Origin of the sequence: Anaerococcus tetradius ATCC 35098 (genome assembly GCF_000159095.1) — a bacterium.
GTDB classification, from domain to species: domain Bacteria; phylum Bacillota; class Clostridia; order Tissierellales; family Peptoniphilaceae; genus Anaerococcus; species Anaerococcus tetradius.
The window spans coordinates 1-25,146 of the sequence record NZ_GG666309.1 but is presented as its reverse complement, the minus strand read 5'-3'; the positions used below and the strand labels follow the sequence as shown (position 1 = coordinate 25,146).

Annotated in this window: 12 protein-coding genes and 1 pseudogene; 11 read left to right on the top strand and 2 right to left on the bottom strand. The window is 29.0% G+C overall.

The annotated features are described in order from the left end of the window. The first annotated feature begins 5 nt into the window (after window positions 1-5). Genes HMPREF0077_RS09615 through HMPREF0077_RS09585 form a run of 7 tightly spaced genes read left to right on the top strand, consistent with a single transcriptional unit; the run spans window position 6 to window position 16,552 of the window. Window positions 6-6,215 (top strand): non-ribosomal peptide synthetase, encoded by a 6,210-nt coding sequence (locus HMPREF0077_RS09615; protein WP_004837823.1) that lies wholly within the window; start codon window positions 6-8, stop codon window positions 6,213-6,215. An 8-nt stretch (window positions 6,216-6,223) separates the two neighbouring features. Continuing rightward, window positions 6,224-11,659 carry a condensation domain-containing protein gene (locus HMPREF0077_RS09610; RefSeq protein WP_004837822.1) on the top strand — a complete coding sequence of 1,812 codons (5,436 nt, stop codon included), beginning with the start codon at window positions 6,224-6,226 and terminating at the stop codon, window positions 11,657-11,659. Further along, the gene (locus HMPREF0077_RS09605) at window positions 11,656-12,777 is read left to right on the top strand and encodes a saccharopine dehydrogenase family protein (RefSeq protein ID WP_004837821.1); all 1,122 of its coding nucleotides are present in this window, start codon (window positions 11,656-11,658) and stop codon (window positions 12,775-12,777) included. The genes HMPREF0077_RS09610 and HMPREF0077_RS09605 overlap by 4 nt, the downstream gene beginning before the upstream one ends. A 3-nt stretch (window positions 12,778-12,780) precedes the next feature. Then, the gene (locus HMPREF0077_RS10555) at window positions 12,781-13,860 is read left to right on the top strand and encodes a Gfo/Idh/MocA family oxidoreductase (protein WP_002842344.1); all 1,080 of its coding nucleotides are present in this window, start codon (window positions 12,781-12,783) and stop codon (window positions 13,858-13,860) included. Next, on the top strand, window positions 13,853-14,452 hold the full coding sequence (locus HMPREF0077_RS09595; RefSeq protein ID WP_002842343.1) for an MptD family putative ECF transporter S component: 600 nt from the start codon (window positions 13,853-13,855) through the stop codon (window positions 14,450-14,452). The genes HMPREF0077_RS10555 and HMPREF0077_RS09595 overlap by 8 nt, the downstream gene beginning before the upstream one ends. Beyond that, window positions 14,449-15,165 carry an energy-coupling factor transporter transmembrane component T gene (locus tag HMPREF0077_RS09590; RefSeq protein ID WP_004837820.1) on the top strand — a complete coding sequence of 239 codons (717 nt, stop codon included), beginning with the start codon at window positions 14,449-14,451 and terminating at the stop codon, window positions 15,163-15,165. The genes HMPREF0077_RS09595 and HMPREF0077_RS09590 overlap by 4 nt, the downstream gene beginning before the upstream one ends. Continuing rightward, window positions 15,158-16,552: an ABC transporter ATP-binding protein gene (locus HMPREF0077_RS09585; protein WP_004837819.1), complete on the top strand. Its 1,395-nt coding sequence runs from the start codon at window positions 15,158-15,160 to the stop codon at window positions 16,550-16,552. Before HMPREF0077_RS09590 ends, HMPREF0077_RS09585 begins: the two co-directional genes overlap by 8 nt. A gap of 438 nt (window positions 16,553-16,990) precedes the next feature. Here HMPREF0077_RS09585 and HMPREF0077_RS11195 read toward each other — a convergent pair. Both HMPREF0077_RS11195 and HMPREF0077_RS09570 read right to left on the bottom strand, forming a co-directional pair. After that, window positions 16,991-17,731: pseudogene (locus HMPREF0077_RS11195) on the bottom strand (transposase). Window positions 17,732-18,025: 294 nt separating this feature from the next. Next, on the bottom strand, window positions 18,026-18,985 hold the full coding sequence (locus tag HMPREF0077_RS09570) for a helix-turn-helix domain-containing protein (protein WP_004837815.1): 960 nt from the start codon (window positions 18,983-18,985) through the stop codon (window positions 18,026-18,028). 148 nt (window positions 18,986-19,133) lie between these two features. Between HMPREF0077_RS09570 and HMPREF0077_RS09565 the strand changes: the two genes are divergently transcribed. The 4 genes from HMPREF0077_RS09565 (at window position 19,134) to HMPREF0077_RS09550 (ending at window position 25,045) form a co-directional block, all read left to right on the top strand. Next, window positions 19,134-20,888 carry an ABC transporter ATP-binding protein gene (locus HMPREF0077_RS09565; protein WP_004837814.1) on the top strand — a complete coding sequence of 585 codons (1,755 nt, stop codon included), beginning with the start codon at window positions 19,134-19,136 and terminating at the stop codon, window positions 20,886-20,888. Then, a complete protein-coding gene (locus HMPREF0077_RS09560; RefSeq protein ID WP_211204694.1) occupies window positions 20,872-22,590 on the top strand; it encodes an ABC transporter ATP-binding protein in 1,719 nt (572 codons plus the stop codon). The genes HMPREF0077_RS09565 and HMPREF0077_RS09560 overlap by 17 nt, the downstream gene beginning before the upstream one ends. Before the next feature lie 11 nt (window positions 22,591-22,601). Next, the gene (locus HMPREF0077_RS09555) at window positions 22,602-23,945 is read left to right on the top strand and encodes an MATE family efflux transporter (protein ID WP_040349741.1); all 1,344 of its coding nucleotides are present in this window, start codon (window positions 22,602-22,604) and stop codon (window positions 23,943-23,945) included. Window positions 23,946-24,637: 692 nt separating this feature from the next. Further along, window positions 24,638-25,045 (top strand): sigma-70 family RNA polymerase sigma factor, encoded by a 408-nt coding sequence (locus HMPREF0077_RS09550; protein ID WP_002841660.1) that lies wholly within the window; start codon window positions 24,638-24,640, stop codon window positions 25,043-25,045. Window positions 25,046-25,146: the final 101 nt, after the last annotated feature.

Below are 25,146 nucleotides of genomic sequence, written 5' to 3'. Positions count from 1 at the left end.
TAGCAATGGAGATAAATGATATAAAAAACAAAGTGATACAGTCCATTAAAGAACATATTCGCATGGAAATTAACGATGATTTTGAGAAGGGCGATAATCTTATAGAAAGAGGATTAAGTTCTATTATGATAATGAAAATATCTAATAAGTTAAGAAAATCAGGTATTAGGATATCATTCTCTAAATTAATGGAAAAACCAACTTTTAATGAATGGGAAATGTTAATTAAGAGTGCAAAAATTAACGATAAATTTATATCAAAAGAAGCAGAAATAGTTAAGAACAAAGAATATGTTGGTATTAAATTTCCGTTAACAGATGTGCAATATGCTTACTGGGTTGGTAGAGAAGATGATCAGGTTTTGGGAGGCGTAGGGTGTCATGCCTATCTAGAAATTGATGGTAAAGATATAAATGTTAAAAAATTAAATGAAGCGTGGATAAAATTACAAAAAGATCATCCAATGTTGAGAGCAAAATTTAACAGTGATGGCACTCAGGAAATCATGGAGTCTCCTTACACAGACGAAATCAGTGTATACAACTTAGAGAATCTAGATAATAAAGAAATTAAGGATTCTTTAAATGAAATTAGAGAAAAAATATCTCATAGGAAATTAAAGGTCGAAAAAGGTGAAGTAGCAGGTCTTGGAATTGCTTTATTACCTGAGGGAAAGACAAAAATCTTTTTAGATATTGATTTGTTGGTTGCGGATGTTATGAGTCTAAGCATTATGATTAAAGAATTAACAAGAAATTATGTAGGAGAAGGTGAAAAACATTCTATAGACTATACCTTCAAAGATTATATTGGAGATAATAAAGACAATCAATTACAATTAGAAGAGGATAAGGACTTTTGGAAGACAAAAATTGAAAATGACTTTCCTATGGAAGCACCTAATTTACCACTAAAAATTAGGCCTGAAATGGTTAAAGAAACTAAGTTTATTAGAAGAAAGAAAGTGGTAGATGAAGAAAGTTGGAGTGAAATAAAAAGACTAGCCTCTTTGCATAAAGTAACACCATCAATGGTTTTATTGGCCTGCTATGGTCTTGTAATAGAACGATGGACTAATCAAGAAAAGTTTTTAATAAATATGCCTTTATTTAATAGGGATACTGAAAACAGTAATTTAAGTAATATGATTGCAGATTTTACTAACTTATTATTGGTAGATTATGAGAGAAGACTAGGGGAAACATTGATACAAACTATAGAGAGGGTTAGTGAAGTATTTTTAGAAAATGTTTCGCATAGCTCATATTCTGGTGTCCAAGTTCAAAGAGACATGTATAAAGAAATAGGTAACAATAATAACGTGGCTCCTATTGTGTTTGCTTGTAATATTGATTATCCTTTAGAAACGGAAAAGTCAAGAGAAGCGCTTGGGGGAATTTCATATATGATTTCTCAAACACCAGGTGTTTGGTTGGATTTTCAGACTTATGTAACAGATGAAAAGTTAATTTTATGTTGGGATGCTGTGGAAGAACTTTACCCAGAAGAATTATTAAATGATATGTTTGATGCTTTTTATGAACTCCTTATTTCCTTAACTAAAAAAGAAAATTGGGAAAAGAAAACAGATGTTTTATCTCAAAGGCAAAAGGAAATTAGAAGGCAAGAAATTGAAGCTATTATTCCACTAAAATATCCAGATGAAAGAATTTATGATGGATTTATTAAAAATGTTATATTAAATCCAAGTAAAGTGGCAATTATAGACTCTTCTACAGGTGAAGAGATAAGTTATGGAGAACTTTATGATAATGCTTTAAAAATTGCTTTTTATTTACAATCAGAAGGCATAAAAAAGGGTGATTATATAGGAATAACACTTCCAAGAGGATGCAGACAAATTTTTGCTATTTTTGGAATTTTATTTAGCGGCGCAGCATATGTACCTATAGGAATTACACAGCCTAATGAAAGAAGAAGTAAAATATATGATCAAATTGGTATAAATCACATAATAAGTGATGAAGAAACAATAATTAGTTGTTCTTTGAATAACGAAGAAGTTAAGATTATTGATTTAGATAAAGGTATGAATAGCGATAAGAAATTAGAAAGTCCTGTTCAAGTTAGTCCATATGACAGTGCGTACATTATTATGACATCAGGGACAACAGGAGTGCCAAAAGGCGTTGAAATAATGCACACTAGTGCTATCAACACCTGTATAGACCTGAATAAGAAATATAACATTAACACTAATGATACTGTCTTAATGGTGTCTTCTATAGATTTTGACCTTTCTGTGTTTGATATATTTGGACTTTTACATGCTGGTGGTACATTTATTACCACAAGTGAAGACAATTATAGGAATCCAGATGAATGGCTTGAATTAATTGATAGATATAATGTTACTATTTGGGATTCAGTTCCAATATTATTTGACATGTTAGTTACAATGGCTGAAGGAAAAAAGAGAAAATTACCTTTTAGAGTTGTTATGTTATCAGGAGATTGGATTGCTTTAAATCTACCCGGAAGATTTTATAATATGAGCAATGACTCTGTTGTTGTAGCCATGGGTGGGGCTACGGAAGCATCTATATGGTCAAACTATCTAAATGTACCTAAAGAAATTCCGAACAATTGGGTTTCGATACCGTATGGAAAGCCTCTAGAGAATCAAGTATATAAGGTGGTAGATGACTTTGGCAGAACTTGTCCTAATTATGTTAAAGGCGAGTTATTAATCGGAGGAGTAGGTGTTGCTGAAGGGTACAGAGGAGATACTGAATTAACCGATAATAAATTCATTGTAGAAGATGATATAAGGTGGTACAGAACAGGGGATAACGGAAGAATATGGAACGATGGTACCATAGAATTTCTTGGTAGAAAAGACACTCAAGTTAAAGTTAAGGGACATCGAATTGAAATTGGTGAAATTGAGAAAGCTATAGCAAAGTATGCTGGGGTAGAAAATGTAATTGTTGATTTAATGGAAAGAGGAGGAAGCAAGAAGTTAGTAGCCTTTATTAAAAGTGATGTTAATTCATATGAAGTTAACAACATGCCAAAAAATCAAGGTTTTAATACTTCTTTTTTGGTAAAACCTAAAATACCTTCATCAAATGATGAAACTATATACAAAAACAAAGAAATTGACAAACTAGTTTTGAAAACCATTTTAAATGTATTTAATGGGTTAAAGATTGACTTTACTAGTAAAAGTTACTCTTTAAATGAAATATATAAAGATATAAACTTGTCAAGTTCAAATAGAATAATAGTGGACAAATGGATTGATACACTAGTAAACTTTAAGCTTTTAAAAAAGGTTGATGGAAGATTTAAAGAAGATAGCTCTATTTCTAAAATAAAAATAGACGTGGAATCAGTACAGGAAATTGAAAGATTCACAAAAGAAATTACACCAGAGCTTATAGATATTTTAAAAACAGGGAGAGATCCTTTAGAAGTTTTCTACAGAGAAGATAAAAAATTTAATTTAGTAAGACTTGCTGAAGCCATAGAAGATTATAAAGAATCTATAGATAGTATAGTAAACTCTCTAAATAATTATATAGATAAGAATACAGACAGAAAATTAAGAATCATAGAATATTCAACTAGAAACAGTCAAATGACAAATAGATTATTTAATAAATACAAAGATTATGTTGAGGAATATGTTTATGCAGACAATTCTGTGTTTTTAAAAGAAGACTTATCTGATATTAATGAAAATAGTAAATTTAGATATTCTATTATTAATCAAGAAATAAATGATGGATTGGAAGAGGATTATTTTGATGTGGTAATAGCATTAAATTCAATTCACAGGAGTGGAGATTCAAGAGAGACATTAAAGAAGCTAATAAAGAAATTGAAACCAAATGGGTTACTTGTAGGAAATGAAATTAATAAATTAAATTTACTTTCTCTGATTACAGCTGATATATTGAATCCAGAAAACATAGGTATTAATAACGACATTAATTTAAAAACAGATATTAGTAGAATTCTTTATGAAAGCAATGTCAATGAGTCATCCAAGGCTAATTTCAATACTTTTTTTATCGAAAAACTAAAAAGTAATAAAATCTCATTTGAAGATCTAAAAGACTATTTGTTGGGAATAGTTCCAAATTATATGATTCCAACTTATTTTTATCATGTGGATGAAATCCCACTGAATAAGAATGGAAAAGCAGATAGAAAGAAGCTTAAAAAAGATTTACTGAAGGATGTCAAGCATTCTAGAGTTATTTCAGAAGAAATAACAAATGACATATCAGATACAGAAAAAATATTATTGAATATCTGGAAAGAATGTTTATGCAATGAAAATATTGGAGTTAATGATAATTATTTTATCGTTGGAGGGGACTCATTAACAGCAGCATCCATTATCGGGAAAGTCAAAAATAAAATGGGGATAGAAATTTCGATAAAAGACATTTTTCAGAGTGCCTCTGTAGCTTCTTTGTCGGATTTTATAGATAAAAACAAAATGTTTATCAATAGAAGCAAAATACGAACTTTAGTGCCAGATAAAGAAAACATATATGAGCCATTTCCACTTACTGATGTACAAATGGCTTATTGGATAGGTAGACAGGGGGCGTATAACTTAGGGAATGTATCAACACATTGTTATTTTGAATTCGATAGTATGGATATAAATGTCAATAAACTACAGAAAGCGTTAAATGATATCATTGAATATAATCCTGCTTTAAGAACAATAATATTAAATTCAGGAGAACAAGTAATTCTGAAAGAAGTTCCATACTATTTATTAAATATAAATGATTTAAGCACTTTGGATGATGATGCTAAAGAAAATATTTTATTGCAAATGAGAGAATCACTTTCGCATAGAATTATAGATTTGAGTAATTTTCCTACATTTGATTTTAAAGTAACTAAAATTACTAAAACTCTATTTCGAATATTTATAGGAATTGATAATGCAATACTTGATGGTTGGAGCATGTTTGAGTTTTTAAAAGAAATAAAGCTTAAATATGATGGAGATTTTAGTTCGGAAACTATTGAACCAACATTTCGAGACTATGTTTTATATAAAAAACAAGAAGACAGATTTCATTATGAACGAGATAAAGATTATTGGATAAACAGGTTGGACTCATTTCCTATCATGCCAAGATTATCCATTATGAAAAATGATGGAAATAACTCTGAACAAAGATTTAAAAGAAAAGAAGCTAGAATAAAGAGAGACGATTGGATAGAAATTAAAAGATTAGCGACTGAAGTAGAGGTAACACCAACAACTATACTTTTATCATTATTTTCTACAATATTATGCAAATATAGTAACAGCAATAATTTTGTAGTTAATGTGACACAATTTATAAAGGAAGATATTCATCCTGAAATTCATAAAGTTATGGGAGACTTTACTCAGTTATGTTTATTGGAAATAAAACTTGATAAAAGCAAAACTATTTTGGAAAATGCAAAGGAAATTCAGGAACAACTCCTTTCTGATATGATGCATTCATCATATAGTTCAATAGAGTTTTTAAGAGATTTAAGAGAGAAGAAACATACAGATATGATTGCTCCAATTATATTTACAAGTGGCTTAGGAATGAAAGGAAATAGAAATGTAGATTTTCTCGGTGAGTTAAATTACTCTATAAGCCAAACGCCTCAAGTATGGTTAGATCATCAAGTAATAGAATTAGATGAAGACCTTATATTGACATGGGATTATGTAACTAATTTATTCATAAATGAGGAGATAGATATATGTTTCAACGCATATGTAGAATTAATAAATGATTTTTTAGAATCAAGCAACAAAAAAGTGGATGAATTAATAAGAATTTCAAATGATGACACAGAAATGGATTTGACAATAAACCATATTGAGAAAAAAGACCTTATTAAAAAATCAATTTCAAACAACAGGAATGATAAAAACCTCAATAGTGAGTCAGAAGAGAGTATACAAACATTTGAAAATGAGATAGTCAGGATTGTAGAAAATGTATTAAAAGTAGAGAAACTAGAGTTGGTAGATGATTTTTTCAAATCTGGTGGCAACTCGCTTAATGCTGTGCAATTAACAAACTTAGTAAACGAAACATTTAATATTAATTTATCTATGGTTGTAATATTAGAAAATCCTATGCTCCAAGATTTTTCTAATGCTGTCTTTAAGGAAATAAATAACAGGAATAAAAACAATAACAATGATAATGAAATAGGTTTTATATAGGAGGGCATATGTCGATAGAAAAAACTATTCTAAAATATCAGAAGCAAGGCATAAGGTTATTTTTAGAAAATGGAAAACTATGCTATAATTCCCCAAAAGGTGTTATGAATAAAGCAATTCAAGAGGAACTTTCTAAGATAAGAGATGAGTTAATAGATTTTCTTGCAAAAAGTTGCTCTCCTGTAATAATTGACAAGGAAAATTTAAATGAAGAATTTGATTTAACAAATATGCAATTAGCTTATACAGTAGGTAAAGGGGAGCTATATAAATATGGACAAACAAACTGTAAAATTTATTGTGAAATAAAATATCCTGTAATTGATATAGCTAAATTTAAGAAATCCTGGACTGATGTAATAATAGCAAATGAAATGTTACATGCTGTAATTTACAATGATGGAAAACAAAAAATCTTAAAGGATTATAATATTCCAGATATAAGATATACTAAAAGGTGTTCAAAATACCATTTTAATGACGAACATTTGGAAAATGTTAGAAAGAGATTATCTTCAAAGACTTATGAGTTAGGGAAATGGCCACTATATGACATAGAAATAACATCATTTGATGATTACAGTATAATTCATTTGTCTTTGGATATGTTGATTGCAGACTTTACAAGCATTGGAGTTATAATTAGAGATCTTGAGGACTCATATTTTGAAGATATTAAGTTAGAAAACAAAGGAATAACATTTAGAGATATTATAGTATTCGATGAAAACTTCAAAAAAACAAGTGAATATCGAATCAACTATAATAAAGCGAAAGATTATTGGTTGAAAAAAATTGAAGATTTACCTGAAGGACCAACATTAACAACCAAATCAAGTGAAGGAAATGTATCAATAAAACAATTTAATCTTCGTATAACTGAAAAGAGAGAATTAGAAATACAAGATATTTGTAGCAGAAACAAAATAACCCTAACAGCGTTTATATTAACAGCATATGCAGAAGTATTAAGCCGTTGGTCTAGCGAAAAAAGATTTTGTATAAATGTCACAATTTCGGAGAGAGATGATATTCATCCTAATATTAGTTCTATTGTAGGGGATTTTACTGATATCAATTTACTAGAAATAAGCAATTTAAACGAAAATGAATTTGTGGAAAATGCACAAAATATCCAGCTTCAACTTTGGAAGGATATTGATAATAGAAGTTTTTCAGGTATTGAAGTTCTTAGAGAAGTATCAAAATCAAGAAAACAGAATATAATATATCCATATGTTTTTACAAGTGCTTTAGGCATTCAAGAGAACATTAAAAGTAACAGCATAAGTAATTTTGGGGAATTGGTTTATAAAATAACACAGACCCCACAAGTAATACTTGATTGTCAGGTAATGAGAGACAAGGGTGGAATATTGATTACATGGGATGTAAGAGATAATATATTCCCTAAAGGTATGATTGAATCAGCTTTTACAAGATTCTCTGATATTATACTAAATAGACGTAAAGAAAACTCTAGCAAAGATAAAGAAGTGTTAAGAACATTTGGCCAGAGTCATATATTGTCATCGGAGTTTAATGACAATATGAATTTTGAATCTTTTATTGGAAATCTATATCTAAAAGAAATGGCTTCTAAAATAATATTGAATAATTATGATCAAAAATATACGTATAAAAAATTAGGTTTGCTAGTAAGAAATATTAGAGATTTATTAATTATAAATAAATGCAAAGCTGGAGATACTGTTTTAATTAATTCACCGGATGCTTTTTTAAAAGTCGGAGCTATCTTAGCAATATTATCAATAGGAGGGGGAGCATTACCTATTGATGAAACGGAAGATTTAGAAGAAATAGAGTCGCTAAACAAGAAGTATGATATTAAATTTGCTCTAATTAATGATATTAACGATTTTTGCTTAGATGGAGAGATTTATAAAAATTTAAAAATTATTTCTTTGGAACAGATAGAAGATTTTGATGATGAAAAACCAGATAAATTTGAAATAACTGATATAGCAAAGGCTACACTCATTTCAAAGGAGATGGATCAATTAGGTGAAATGAGATTTTATCCTATCAAGGTTAAAAACATATTTTCTTTTGTCAGAAAACAAATTGATTTATTGAAAGTAAGAAAAGCTGATGAATTACTAGTTTGTGAAAATAACAATAGCCGTGTTTTAATTACGAATTTATTAATATGCTTATTATCTCAATCAACATTAAACCTGTGCAAAAATATTTCACAACAAAAATATAATAAAATGATAATGGACTCAGAATTCATACAGGTCAATATGCATCAACTTGAAGTGTTATGTAAAAATCATATTCGTAAATCAAAAATAAAATCAATAATTTCTAAAACTTTAATTGTTATAACTGCTATTGACTCTATGAGCTTAATAAATCAATTTCCAGAGTTATTAGAAAGTTTTAGAATTATATTTATGATTGATGATTTTACAATTCAAGATAATGAGCAGTATATGATTTTATGTAAAGAGTATGTAAAGATGGATCATGAAGATAATTTGCTTTCATTTAACAAGAATCTATCGAGCGGTGAAGTTTCTATTTTGGATCAGCATTTGTCTATGTGCCCAGAATGGGTTGTAGGTGATATATTCGTCAACAAAAAATCGAACGATGAGTCAAGTAGTGACATATATAACAGTACTGATCAAAAAAATGTTCTTGCGAAAACAAAATTTAGAGGAATGTATACATCAGATAGTATAATAGTAACCCATGATAGTACTGGTGATGTAAAATTAGAGGGTAACGATATTAATGTTTATGAAATTGAAAGTAAAATTAATTCTTTAAAAGATATTCATAAGTCTGCAATTGTCCCCAATAAAAATGATTGTAGCGTAGATGTGTTTGTCCAACCAAATTTTTCTGAAGCAACCAAAGATACCAGAAATATTAAATTTTCGGAGTTCAACATAAAAGATGTGGATGACTTTAACTTGGATAATTTTTTAAGGTGGATGCAGGCATCAAACGAAACGGCTATAGAGGATATTTTTCAAACATTTTTAAAATTAGGAGTATTTGTTAATAAAAACAAGTGGTATTCTATTAAAGAAATATATTATGAAACAAAGGTTGTTGATATATACAAAAGATTATTGAAAAGATGGCTTAATGCACTTATTTCCGAGGGAATTATTAAATACAACGCAAACAGAGGATACAAATTAAATAGTTGTAGAGTAGATAATATAGGAAAGGCATGGGAAAAATGGAAAGAGATAGATTTGCACGTTAAATACAGCGATATAATGATGAATTATTTTTATGAATCACGAGTGAATCTAATTAAATTGCTACAAGGAAAGATAAATTCAGTTGAGTTATTTTTCCCAAATGGTTCTTTTGATGTAGCTTTAGCAGCATATAAAAACAATCCTATAAGTAACATAATGAATAAAGCAACGATAAAATATATTAATGATATTATAGATGATTTCAATCAACGCTTTCCTAACAAGGATTTCAGGATTTTAGAAGTAGGGGGAGGAGTTGGAGGAACCACTATTGATTTAATGAAGCAAATTAAAAATTATAATATAAAGTATTTATTTACTGATATTTCTCAGTCATTTATTAATGAAGCAGAAAAAAATTTTATAAAGTATAATAATATAGATTTTGGAATTTACGATATAAATAAAGATTATTTTGAACAGGGAATGAATAATTCAGAGTTTGATTTAATCATTTGCAATAATGTATTTCATAATGCAAATGATGAATCTGAAGTATTAGAACAATTTAAGGGAATGCTTACTAGAAATGGACATCTAGTAATTCTTGAAGGTTTACCCGGAAGTTATGCGTTATTAACTTCAATGGAGTTTCATGCAGGCTTAGACCATATAAAAGGATTTAGAGAAGATACGGATCAAGTGTTTTTATCAATGAATGACATGAATAAAATCATAAATTATTGCAATGGTGATTTGGTGAAGTGTTTTCCAGACAATAGCAGAGAACGAGATATTTTGGGACAATGTTTATATATTGTAAAATTTAGAGAAAGTATTATTGATTTAGATAAAAAAAGAATTTTAAATAATATATTAAGACTCTTGCCTTATCCTATTAGAGTTAATACATTTAATGTTATTAATTCAATCCCTCTTACAAGGGAAGCTTGTATTAATAGAAGAAAACTAAGAGATGATTTAAAGGAAAGAATTAATAAAAGAGTAAAAATAAAAGAAATAAATAAGAAGGAAGTTGGACCTGCAACTAATTTAGAAAAAAATTTAGTTCAAATATGGAAAGAAACATTGAAAGTTGAAAGTTTGAGCATTAATGACAACTTTTTCGAATTAGGAGGTGATTCTTTAATAGCTGCACAGATTGCCTCTAAAATGAAACAAAACTTAGCAGAGTTTAAAGAAGTTCCTTGGGATCAGATAATGTTGGGCTTAATTCAATCAGATTCCTTAAGAGAAATGTGTAGTAATTTTATATTTAACTCGCAAGAAGAACTAAAAGAAGATAATGAGAGTATAGGAAAAATAATTTTACTGAGTGAGAAAAAGACTACGAATTCAGCATGTGTTTTATTTCATGATGGTTTAGGAAGCTTGGGACCATATTCGAGCTTGATACCATTAATAAATGAAAATTGTGATAAGTATAATTTATACGGATTAGGAAATATTGATGAAAAAAGTTTTTTATCAATATCTCCAGATAACTTGATATCAACATTAGGATACGAGTATGCAAATCTATTAGAGCAGACGGGAGAAAAAGAATTCGAATTAATAGGATTTTGTACGGGTGGGTTGATAGCTATTGAAACTGGTAAAGTTCTATTAGAAAAAGGTTTGAAGGTAAATATGGTGACCACAATAGATACTATGATATGCAAAAAGATGATACTAAATAATTTTCTATTAGAAAGGGCATTTGCACAACTCATAGGAGCGAATATTAATAAAGCTGGTCATTCAGTTTCAGACGAAGAAGTGAGAAAGAGCTTACTATACTTATCGAAGAATTATAATCTTAAATTAATGCAAAGGGATGATTTATTTTTAGAGTCTATTGATAAATTTAAGAATGTGAAAGAATGTTATGTAGAATTTAGTACATTAGATGAAAATGAGCGTTTTAATAGGATGTTAAATAGCATTGAAAACGAAAAGCTTAATGAAATAAATACTTTAAGTAATATTAAGCAAAGATTTAACATATTCTCTCAAAGTTTTGAGGCTGCTATGCTATATGAGCCTGAAAATTATGTAGGAGATGTAAAAGTTTTATATTGTGATAATGAAAAATTTACTTTTTTACCGCTCGATAATATTGATAATGAAAAATTTTGGAAGAATGCAACTTTAGGGGATATAAAGCTACAAAAAATAAAAGGGAATCACTTAACATGTTTAAATGGGAAAATGGCAAGTGAAGTATTTAAAAATATTTTTGGAGATAAAAAACAATGAAAAAAAAGATAGGTATATTGGGATCTAGTGGCTTTTGCGGGAATATAGTATTTGAGGAGTTGAAGCAAAGTGGGTATAGGTTAAGATGTGGACATAGATATATAAAAAAAGATCTCGTAGATAAATATATTGAGCACGTATCCGTTGATGTTTTGAATGATAAAGAGTTGTACCTTTTTTGTAAGGATTGCGACTTGATAGTTAATGCGACAGGACCTTCATATATTACAAGCCCTAAAATTGCTTATGCAATAAAAAAACTTGATTTAAAATATGTTGATTTATTTGGCGTTAATTTATTGGATGATGAAATAATTTTAAATACAAAATCTGTAATAGGTACTGGAAATTTCCCAGGATTATCTGGAATTGTTTTGAAGTGGCTCAATGAAAAATATTCAAAAAACTTAAAACGTATTTACATGTATGCTGGAGGAAATGAGAAAGTGACATTAAATGCATTAATTGATGTTTTAATGAGTTCATTAGATGGATATATTGAGACCAATTGTTTTATCTATAAAGGAGAAAAGAAAAAAATAAGCAGAGAAGTTGATTTAAAAGAACAAAATAATGTTGATTTTTTACCTTTGAATTCTGTATGTATAAAATATATTTCTAAAGAGTTATTAAATGTTTCTGAAAAATTTCCTAATAATGAAGTTTATTGGAATAATGTGTATCTCAACCCAGAGCATGATAAGATTCTAAGACAGGGTGTTTCAGAAATCCAGAAAGAATATTCCTTGGAGAAAGTATATCAAGTTGCCGATTACATTAATGAGCAAATATCAAGTAAAAGAAAAGCTAAGGATAATTTACTTCAATACAAGTATCAATGTTCTATAATTCTAGACTATGGGTTTGGGGAATATGAGGAGTTTTTAGAAGTTATATGTGGAGATACTTATCTTATAAACGGTTATTTAACAGCAATGTGTGTAAAAGAGTTGTTGGATAGAGATGACATAAATAAAACAATGTGGGCGTTTGAGATTTTGGATAGTAAAGATGTTTTAGAAGAGTTGCTATACAGAAAAGCTATTTTAGATATTAAATTAAATGGCAAATCAATAAGAGATGAAATTTGTGTTAGCCAAGAAAGGGGGGAAATATAAGTTATGCAAAACAAATATAGAGTATTGGTTTGTGGTGTAGGATTTGGACAGTTTTATATAAAAGCTATCGAAAATATGAATGAAAAATTTCAGATAGTAGGCATTTTGTCAAAAGGTAGTGAATTGTCTCAAAGTTATGCTAAAAAGTATAAAATACCAATATATACAACCTTAAATGATGTGAATCTTAATGAAATAGATTTGGCTTGTGTTGTTATAGGGTCAACATTGATAGGTGGGGCAGGCAGTGATTTGGTTAAGCAACTGTTAAAGAATGGAGTAAATGTAATTCAGGAACAACCAGTTCATTTAAAAGAATATATAGAGTTTTTGAAATTATCAAGAGAAAATTCTTGTTTTTATAAACTTAACACATTTTATCCAAATTTAAAAAGTGTAGATACATTTTTGAGTTTATCTAAAAAGCTAAATAAGTTGTCGAAAATTAGATTTATTTCTGCACAATGCAGTGTACATGTATTGTTTCCTCTTATAGATATTTTGGGAAGAGCTTTGGGAGGACTAAAACCTTATGAATTTAGAAATATATCTACGCAGAATATAGAATCACCTTTTGAGATTATAGAAGGGTATATAAACGATATTCCTATATGTATAAGTGTGCAAAATCAAATGACTGCGAAAAATCCAGATAATTACATGTTATTAATGCATAAAATAATGTTTATAACGAACTCAGGGAATTTGACATTATCAGGTACAAATGGACCTATAATATGGGAGAGTTGTTTGGATAAGCCACATGATAAAAATGGAAAATTTAATTTAGAAGAAAGCAATGAGTTTTCGAAATTAAAAACATTTGAAATAGCTGAAGATAACGAAGAAACTTATAGTAGTATGATGAAATTAAGTTGGGTTAATTCTATTTCAAAGTCCATTATAGAATTTATAAATTGTATAGATAGTAAAAAGGCTAATATAGTGGAGCAACAATACTTGATTTCAGCGATAGAGACATGGGGTGAATTATCTAGAGAGCTTGGACAAAGTAAAATAATTCAACCGTATAAAAAAAATGCAATTAAAATTAATGATTTAAAAGGAGGAAAAAATGAATAAAAATAATATGAATGGTCTAAAAACAAAGGATTTGATTACTATAGGGGTTTTTACAGCTCTCTATTTTATATTTAATATGATTGGGGGAATGCCTTTTGGAATGAATCCTGTATTAACCTTTTATCAGCCAATGGGTAGTGCTCTTTTATCAGGAATAATATTTATGTTTCTGATCTCGAAAGTGGCTAAAAGAGGAACTATTGCTATTTTGGCAATAATAATTTGTATTTTGAGATTTGCAACTGGCATGCATTGGGCTATGGGTCTTGGAACTTTAGTTATGGGGATAATTGCTGAGTTTATAGCAGGAAGCAAGTCATATAAAAGTAAAAAAACAAACATCCTTTCTTTTGGAGTATTTGCACTTGGAGATATAGGGACTTTTGTCGTATATTTTATGGATCCTAAGTCTTGGTCAAATGCAATGATAGAGAAGGGGACAGATATAACATATATAGAGTCTATGAATGCAGCAGCTGCTGATTGGATGATTTATGTTATTGTGATTGGAACTTTTTTAGTTGCTTTATTTAGTGCTTTTATAGGTTCTAAACTTTTGAAAAAGCAATTTGAAAAGGCGGGTATTATATGATTTCAGGAGAATTGAATACACATATTAATCCATGCACAAAAATAGTTTTACTATTTTTGTGCATAATTATATCTAGTATATTGCCCTCAATAGAATATGAATTAGCTTTTGTAGCATTAATTGCTATTTTTAGTCTTATAAATAGAAAAATCAAAATTGCTTTTACTGGGATATTAATATATCTATTAGTATATTTTCTTAGTATTTTAATTGTAAGATATGGAAGTAATACTTTTAGAAGCATATTTATGCCATTTTTGGGTTTAGTTAATAAAATTTATCCGGTATGTATGCTCTCTATGATAATACTTAGCACAACGAAAGTAGGGGAGTTTTTATCTGCTATGGATTATGTTGGTGTTTCTAAAAAAATTTCTATCCCCCTAGCAGTAATGCTTAGGTATATACCAACTATAAAAGAAGATTGGCTATATATAAAAGATTCAATGAGGTTTAGAGGAATTTCTCCATCTTTTTTGGGGTTTATAAAAAACCCTTCTTTAACCGTAGAATGCATTTATTCTCCTATGATAATTATGGCGTCAAAAGCCGCAGATGAATTAACTATAGCTTCTATCACGAGGGGAATTGAATCACCAAATAAACGAACTTCAATTATAAGGATTAATTTTGGAATTTTAGATTATTTATCTCTAATAATTGGAGTAGTAATTACTGCATTTACAATATATTTGAGGTATTTTTATGATTAAGTTAAATGAAGTTTGTTTCAAATATAGAAACTCTAAGGATATTAGCCTAGATAATATAAATATAGAAATAAAAAAAGGAGAGTTTATTTTAATATGTGGTTCTTCTGGCTCTGGAAAAACCTCTATTACAAGGCTTATAAATAAGTTGATACCATATTATTATGAAGGAGATTTAAATGGTGATGTAAAAATAAATGATAAATCATTATCTGACTATCAAATGTTTGAACTTTCAAAAAATGTCGGCAGTGTTTTTCAAAATCCTAGAACCCAATTCTTTAATGTGGATACAAATAGTGAAATTGTATTCGGACTAGAAAACCAAGGAGTAGAAACAAAAATTTTAGAAGAGAAATTAGATGAAACCTGCAAGAAATTAGAAATAAATAAACTAAAAAATAGAAATATTTTTCATTTATCTGGAGGAGAGAAACAAAAAATTGCTTTTGCATCAGTTTATGCAACAAATCCAGATATTTATTTACTTGATGAGCCTTCTTCTAATTTGGACATACCGACAATAGATATATTAAAAAAACACTTATCCATGTTGAAAGAGAGTGGTAAAACAGTTATTATATCTGAACACAGAATCTATTATATAATGGATTTAGTTGATAGAATTATTTATATGAAGAATGGGAAAATTGATAAAATTTTTTCCAATAAAGATTTTTTAAGTTTATCTGAAGATGAAATTAAGACTATGGGTTTAAGAACAAGAAACAAACCTAGTTTAAATATAAAAGAAAAATCACCAATTATAGGTAAGTCTTATTTACAGGTAAATAATGTTTCAATTTATAGGAAAGATAAATGCCTTACAGATAGATTTAGTTTTTCTGCAAACAAGGGTGATATTATTGCTGTTTTAGGATCTAACGGCATAGGGAAAACTACTTTTTTAAGAACTCTTTGTGGACTTTATACTGATTATAAGGGTGAGTTTATTTTAAAATCTAAAGAAATTGATGAAAAAGCAAGAAAGCAAATATCTTATATGGTTATGCAAGACGTAAATTATCAATTATTTGCCGATAGTGTCTTTGCTGAATGTAAATTAGGAATAAAGAACGTAAAAGATGATTTAATTAATGAACTGCTAAATGATTTTGACTTATATAATTATAAAAATAGCCACCCTAACACTTTGTCTGGGGGACAAAAGCAAAGACTTGCCATAGTTTGTGGACTATTGTGTAACAAAGAAATTTTTATTTTAGACGAGCCTACAAGTGGGCTTGATTATAAAAATATGATTAAAACTGTAGAATTATTAAAGTCACATTCAAAAGATAAAATTATTTTTATAGCTACCCATGATTTTGAATTTGCAAGTTTAATTTGCAATCGTGTATTGGATTTAGAAAAAATAAGATATGTCTAACTTGATATCTTAATGAAATTATAAAAAATATTCACATTAATAAGAAGATAATTTAATTGTTTTATTATAGTTAACTAATAATTGTTCAGTATTACACTTTAAAATTATTAAGGCATAGAGTTTTCAAGGTAGTGTTAAATAAATTGTGTAACCTCTTGTGAAACTAAGTAAATTGTACCTAACTAGATAATGCTACATGCTTTGTACCTTAATCCCATATATTGGATGAAAAATTTTTGCTTTGGCGCTTTCCTTATGTTTTATTTAGCAGTTTACTTAGTTCATATAGTGCCATCCCAAATTCCTTATGGATCATAGAAGAAAACGCCGTGTTGTATTTTGAAACATCGGTATACACATACTTTTCCAGAGATGTTTCATGGGGAAATTGTTCTTTTACTTTAGGATATTTGTCTGCCCATTTATCAAACAAATTTTCTAAGGGAAGTTTAAGTCTTCCAGTAGGGGTGACTTATTATTGACTCTTACTTTATTGGCTATATTTCTTATGATATGTATCCAGTAGGATCGATGTTTTGATAAGGGACATTCATCGTTAAGAGTATGCTTTAGTTTTGTTAATTCATCGCTAACAAAGAGAACGATATCTTCTAGTCCTCTGGATTTAAGATCTTGGAATATTTCTCTGTAGTTAGAAGCAGATTCTATGGGATAAATAGCAAAGCTTAGACCCTCTTTGTGGCCTTCTTTTGTGATTCCTATAATATCATGAACAGCTTCTTTGCTAATCGAATCTCGTCTTATGGAGAGAAAGGTAACATAGCAGTAGACAACGGCCTGTCTGGAGTTCTTTTTAAAAAGCTATAGTTCCTCTAGGGTGGACTTCGAACTATTTGATACGGTTTGCTGACCGTATATTTTCTCAATCATTTCTAATAGGTCTCTGGTTGTTAGACCATTTTGGTGGAACAATTTAATGTTATCTTCAAGAGTAGAATTTGACTCGTTAAAAAAAGATAGGGGTTTTTGAGAAAAGAGCCCCTTCCTATCCATAGGCATCTTAAGATGTAATATACCATATTTGCCTTTAAGGGTTCTAGTGTAGTAGCTATTTCTAGAATTCCCAGAGTTGTATTCACTGGTATCACAGGGCTCAAATCCTAAAAAACGTTTTTTTCTGTTTCTAGAAGAAGATTCATCGCATCTTCCGGTTGACAGCGAAATATTTCTGTAACATCTACTCCTTGGGCTAGCACTTCAATCAATTCTTTGTTAAAATTTGTTATGAGGTTCTCCAATATTCATGTGATTTAGTTGTGTTAACTTAATCTTACAAGATTGGATCCTCTTTTTCTATCCAAGGAACAACTTTACGTTTACACAAGATATTTTACACTATGATTTTCAATGAGATATAAATTTATATTGTTAATTAATAGTATTAAAAATTCCAAAAAGAGGACTAGACATATTGAGGCGTCTTAGTCCTCTTTTTAGGAATATGGTTTAGATTTATTTATTTAAATTAATCATAATTTTAACCTCATTAGGATAAACTCCCTTATATCTTTTGTAAAGTTTGCTAAATCGGCTAGCTGAAGTATACCCAACAGTTTTAGCTATATGTCTTATTTCAAGATCAGTGGTTACTAATAATTGTTCTGCTATATTCATTCTTTTTCTTTGGGTAAATTCTGTAATACTCAAATTGTTTTTTTTCTTAAAACTTTCCTTTAACTTTGTTCCACTCATACAAGCGATTTTTTCTAGAAGTGATTGAGGTATGTTGTTAGAATAATGATCGCTAATATATCTTTCTACATTCTCAATAAGTTTTTCATCTTCGGTTGAAAGAGGCTTAAAATTTTTCGAATCTTCACTAGCCTCAACAGTTATATAAAACCACTCTTTTACCTTTTCCTCAAAGAAAAGTTTAGCTTCAGCATTTTCAAGTTTACAAGTCAAAATATCTTTAGCAATCTTACTTATTGGATTAATAATTGAATTTTTAGATTGAAAAAACATATCTTTTAAATCATCTACATTATTTGAGTAAGAATATGGTGGATAGTATTTTTCTAAAAAACTTTTTTTAAATTTTACACCTACAAGACACAATCTAGAATTTTTATGTATAAGATATCTATTCTTTTTGTCGCTTGGATCCATAACAAACATAGAAAAAGGTTCAATTGACTGATAGGGATTAAACCATTCTCCGTTTCCAGACATTACAAAATTGGAAATTAATGTAACATAATTTTGCATTGATTCAACGCCATCTTCTACAAAATCTTCTTTTATGAAAAGATTATGAATGTCTATTATAAAGTCGCTACTTTCGTAATACCAGTAATAACCATTATATAATTTCGTATTAGCTATATAATACCTCCCTAGAGGATGAAAATAATTCTCGTCTTTTAATTCCGATGAAACATAAGCATTTATTAAACTTTCAAAATTTTCCATACAAACCTCCAATAACACGTTTAGACATATAAACCTATATATATTGTAAAACAAACGAAAATATTTTACAATATACTTATGATAAAAGTTATCAAGTAAGTCGTATTTTTTATTTGAAATTTATCAAAATATTATTAAGGGGGTAAATATGAAAATTTACAAAAGGCTTTTTTCCTATGTGCCTGAGGGAAAACATAATGGATATATAGCAGTTTTCTTATCAGCACTATCTGCGTTTCTGATGGTGTACGGATATTCATTGTTGTATAAATTTTTAAGAAGTTCAATTGTTGAGGAGGATTTATTAGTTGCTAGAGCAATGTCTATTCAAACTGTTTTGAGTTTGACGTTGGGAGCTTTGGTATATTTACTATCAGGTTTATTTTCCCATAAGCTCGGATTTCGTTTAGAAACTAATTTGAGAAAGAAAGGGATAGATGGACTTACAGGAGCAAGTTTTCGTTTTTATGACTTAAATCCATCTGGAATTATAAGAAAAACTATTGATGATAATGCAGCTAAAACTCATACGGCAGTAGCACATATGATACCAGATAATTCACAAGCTTTTTTAATTCCAGTCTTATCTTTAATACTTGCCTTTTCTATTAGTAGTAGAGTGGGAATAGTTATTCTTATACTAACAATAGTAGGGGCTCTTATTTTAAAGAACATGATGGGTGGAGGAGAGTTCATGGAATACTACCAAAAATCCTTAGAAATTTTAAGTGGTGAAACAGTTGAATATGTCAGAGGCATGCAAGTTGTTAAAATATTCGGAGCTACTGTAGAGTCTTTTAAAACTCTTTATAAGGCAATTAAGGATTATTCTAAGTATGCTCTTGATTACTCAATTAGTTCTAAAAAACCTTATGTACTATATCAATGGATATTTTTTGGAATTATTGCAATTTTGTCTATCCCTTTAGTTTTTACCATAAATAAAGTTAATAATGCTAATTTGCTTATTGTTGAACTATTCATGATTTTGTTTTTAAGTGGAGTAATGATGGTTTCATTTATGAAAATTATGTGGGCTAGTATGAACATCTTTAACGCTAGGTATGCTGTAGATACTTTAGAAGATTTATATAAAAAGATGAATGAAGATAAATTGTCTTATGGAGAGAATATTAATTTCAAAAACTATAATATAGAGTTTGAAAAAGTGAATTTTTCTTATAATGAAAACAAAGTACTAGAAAATTTATCTTTTAAATTAGAAGAAGGAAAAAAATATGCTTTGGTGGGTCATTCAGGCTCAGGTAAATCGACTATTGTAAAGCTATTATCTGGTTTTTACAAAGTAGATAGTGGCAGTATAAAGATTGGAGAGAGACCCTTAGAATCTTATAGTAAGGATACTCTAATAAACACAATTTCTTTTGTTTTTCAGGATAGCAAACTTTTTAAGACATCTATTTACGAAAATGTTGCTCTTGCTAATAGAAAGGCAAGTAGAGAAGAAGTTATGAAGGCTATGGAACTTGCAGGTTGTAATGTTATTTTAAATAAGTTTCCTGAAAGGGAGAATACCATGATCGGCTCAAAAGGAGTCTATTTATCAGGAGGAGAAAAACAGAGAATTGCTATTGCGAGAGCCATGCTCAAGAAATCTAAAATTGTAATTATGGATGAAGCTAGTGCTTCTATTGATCCAGACAATGAGTATGAGCTTCAAAAGGCCTTTAAAAACCTTATGAAAGATAAAACAGTTATTATGATTGCCCATAGGATGAGTAGTATTCGTTCTGTTGATGAAATTTTAGTTTTAGAGAATGGAGAAATAATTGAAAGAGGCAGTGATCAAGAACTTATTTCAAAAGGTGGAAAATATAAGGAATTATTAGAGCTTTATGACAGTGCAAATCAATGGAGGGTTAAAGATGAGGAAATTTTATAAAAAACGCTTTTGTCTGACTGATAAAGGGGCTAAAGATCTCACTAAATCAACTATATCGAGTTTCTTAGTTTACTGTATTAATATGGTTCCTGCCTTTATTTTAATGATGTTAACAGATGAGCTTCTTTTGAAAAATGTTAAAAGCCCTTATTTATATTTTGGAGTTTCTGTTGCTACATTAGTAATAATGTATGTTTTGTTAGCCAAAGAATATGATGATCTTTATACTACAACTTATGAAGAGAGTGCTAATTTAAGAATAGATATTGCTGAAACTCTATCAAAACTTCCCCTATCCTACTTTTCAAGACATAATTTATCAGATATATCTCAAACGATTATGGCAGATGTGGAAAAAGTAGAACACGCTATGAGTCATTCAATTCCTAAAGTAGGAGGAATGGTTTTATTTTTCCCACTAATTGGAATTATGTTAATGATAGGTAATTTTAAGATGGGGCTTGCAGTAATGATCCCAACTATTTTAAGTTTTATACTAATACCTATTGCTAAAAAGTCGCAGGTAAAAGGAAACAAGAAATATCACAAGGTACTTAGAGAAAACTCAGAAAAATTCCAAGAAACCATTGAACTTCAACAAGAAATAAATAGTTTTAACTTATCTGATGAAGTGAAGACATCACTTTATAAACAGATGGAAGAAAGTGAAAAAATACATTTAAAAGTGGAAGAGAGTTCTATTATAACATTAGGTTTATCTACTATGTTTTCTTTCGTAAGTATAGCAGTAGTTAGTTATGTCGGTATTAGCCTTATTCTATCTGGAGAGATTGACATTTTATATCTCTTAGGTTATTTAATGTCTGCTATAAAGATAAAAGATATTTTTGATTTATCAAAAGAAGGATTACTAGAAGTTTTCTCTATAGATCCAAGTGTTGAAAGGATCAGAGAGATTAAAGAAGCAAAAATTCAAGAGGGTAAAGATGTAGAACTGAATATGTTTGATATAGTCTTTAAAAATGTAGCTTTTTCTTATGATGATAATCAGGTTTTAAAGGACATTAGCTTTACTGCGAAACAGGGAGAGGTAACGGCTCTAGTTGGAGCTTCTGGCTCTGGAAAGACAAGTATATTAAGATTAATATCAAGATTATATGATTATGATAAAGGTCAAATTTTAATAGATGGAAAGGATATAAAAAACATTTCCACAGATTCTTTATTTAAGAAAATATCTATTGTTTTTCAAGATGTTACTTTATTTAACTCATCTATATTAGAAAATATTCGTATAGGTAAAAAAGATGCCAGCGATGAAGAAGTTATCAAGGCAGCTACCCTTGCAAATTGTATGGATTTTATTAATAAACTTCCTAATGGATTAGATACAGTTATAGGGGAAAATGGGTCAGAGCTTTCTGGTGGTGAAAGACAAAGGCTTTCTATTGCAAGAGCTTTTTTAAAGGATGCACCAATTCTTATATTAGATGAAATATCAGCAAGCCTTGATGTGGACAATGAAAAGAAAATTCAAGAAAGTTTGAATAAATTAATAAAGGATAAAACAGTTATTATTATTTCCCATAGATTAAAATCTATTGAAAATGTAGATAAAATCATAGTCATAGAAAATGGACATGTGGAAAGCCAAGGCAATCACAAAGAACTGATAGAAGAATCAAAATTGTATAACAATTTATTAGAAAAAACGAAATTAGCAGAAGAATTTATATATTGAGGGGATTAAAAATGAAACAAAACATGAAAGAACAGTTGTTGACCAAGAAGCCATTGTCTTTAATGTTTCAATTATCTATACCAGCAGTAATTGGGATGGTAGTTATAGGCCTATATCCACTTATGGATGGAATATTTGCAGGACAGATAATAGGGGAAAATGCCATGGCAGCTTGTTCAATAGCCATGCCACTTACATTTTTTAATAATGGGATTGCAACGCTTATAGGGATAGGTTCGGCATCGATTTTATCAAGAGCCATGGGAAAAGGTGATAAAGATACTATAGACAAACTTATGGGAAATCTTATCTATTGGGTTATCTTTTTTTCAACGATTATAACAATAGGAGGAATACTTCTAGGACCATATTTTTTAGATTTAATTGGAGCAACAGGAGAAATAAAGGCATTAGGTATAAGGTATTTAAGAATAATATTTCTAGGCTCAATTTTTGTAAACTTTACCCAGTCAGCCAATATGGTTATGCGTGGTGAAGGGCTTATGAAAAGAGCAATGAGTATCATGGGACTCGGTGCCTTTATCAATATAGTTCTTGATCCAATACTAATGAAAGCAATGGGTGATTATGCCATTGAGGGAGCAGCTATAGCAACTGTAACAGCACAAATAATTCAAGCTGTTATTACTCTTTATTATTTTAAGAATAAAAGTGAAAATGTAAAAATAGGGAAAATAAAAAAAGAAAAAGATATATCAAAGGAAATGTTTGGAGTAGGAGTATCAGCTATGATCATGCAAGTATTTTTCATGGTTCAGCAAACATTGCTTTATAGACAAGCTTTTAGATATGGAGGAGATCCAAATGCAATATTAATGTCAGCAACTTTGAGATTTTATGGATTTTCATTTATACCAATTTGGGGAATGAGTCAGGGGTTACAGCCGATTATTGGTACAAACTTTGGAGCAAAACAATACGATAGAGTAAAGGAAACTATGAAGATATTTTCTATAGGAGGAACAGTACTTGCAGCAATTTTTTGGTTACCAGCACAAGTATTTTCAAAACAGTTACTTGGTTTATTTAAAGTAAGTCAGGATATAATTTCAAGCGGAGTTAATAATTTCAGAATATTCTATTCAGTATTTATTCTTTATGGAATTATGATTATGACAATAACTTTTTTTCAAGCGATAGGGGATGGAAAAAAAGCTGGAATGATTGTAATGCTAAGACAGTTAATACTACTTGTTCCAGCCTTACTTATATTTCCAAGAGTATTTGGAGTAGGGGCTGTTTGGTGGGCAGAACCAGTTGTAGATTTTACTATGATAATGGTAGGTTTAGCAATGCAAGCCAAGGCTATTTCAAATATGAATTTAAATAATTAAAGATTTGATTTTTATAATATTTTTATGGGAAAAATAATATATCAGTAAAGAAAATTCGATAATTGAAAGATTACCTGCTAATAAAAGAAAATTACAAATACAAGATACTAGTGTAGAGGTATTTATTTCTAAAGGTTTTGCATAGATAACAAAGAAAGACATATAAACCTGCAGGAATAAGCACAGGATGCTTGTATAACTATAAAAAAATAAGAATGATATTTTATCTGAATTGATTTTTGAAAGATTTAGTCTTATTTTTAGTTGAATCCAAAGCCAATCAAAATTGAAAAAACAAATAAAACTAAAATTTATAGATTATTTTAACAAGAAAAACTTGGATAAGTTCATATGCTTGGAAGGAAATAAATTTTATGAGAATCTAGAGATATTAACACTTTCTATAGAATTTTTAGATATGAAGCAGAATTAATGCAAATATATCTACTTTTAGTGATATATATAAATGTGATGGAGGTAGATATATCAATGAAGAAAACTATAAATAAAACCACGATAAGAATACCTATCTATTTTAATAGCATGTTTATGTTAACTTTTTAGGTTTAACAGAAAACAGTTTTTAGTTTTAAAACTTCTATTTTTCAGAGGACTCGACATGCCTAAATGCCGTAGTCCTCCTTTTTTATGCTCAAAAATCGAAAAACGAGTAAAAAAAGGAGGACCAAAGGATGTCAGATAATGATAAAGAAAAATACATTTATGTTAAGGGTAAAAAAATATATGTACCTGATGAAGTGTATAGAGCATATAAAAAAGAGATTAATCATGAAGCTCATTTGAAGCGCCTGGATATAAAGCACGGTGTATTTCATTTTGGAGATTTTAATACAAGTGTTGTAGATATTGCGGATAAGAGTATTGATGTTGAAAAGATTATTGAAACTAAAATGCTAATAGAAGATCTGCATTGTGCATTAAACAATTTAAATGAGGAAGAAAGAAACCTAATCAAATTACTATATTTTGATGATAAAACTCTCATAGAAGTTGCAAAACAAAGAAACACAAATCCAATGAAAATTAGTAGATTAAGAAATAAGATTTTAGAGAAACTGAGAAAACTTTTGGATAGGTAAATCAAGTAGGGGACAGAGATATTTTTCTCTGTCCTCTATTTTTTTAAAATTTTTCAAAAAAATATTCAAAAAAGTGTTAAAAGTTGTCCTGAAAGTAAGGC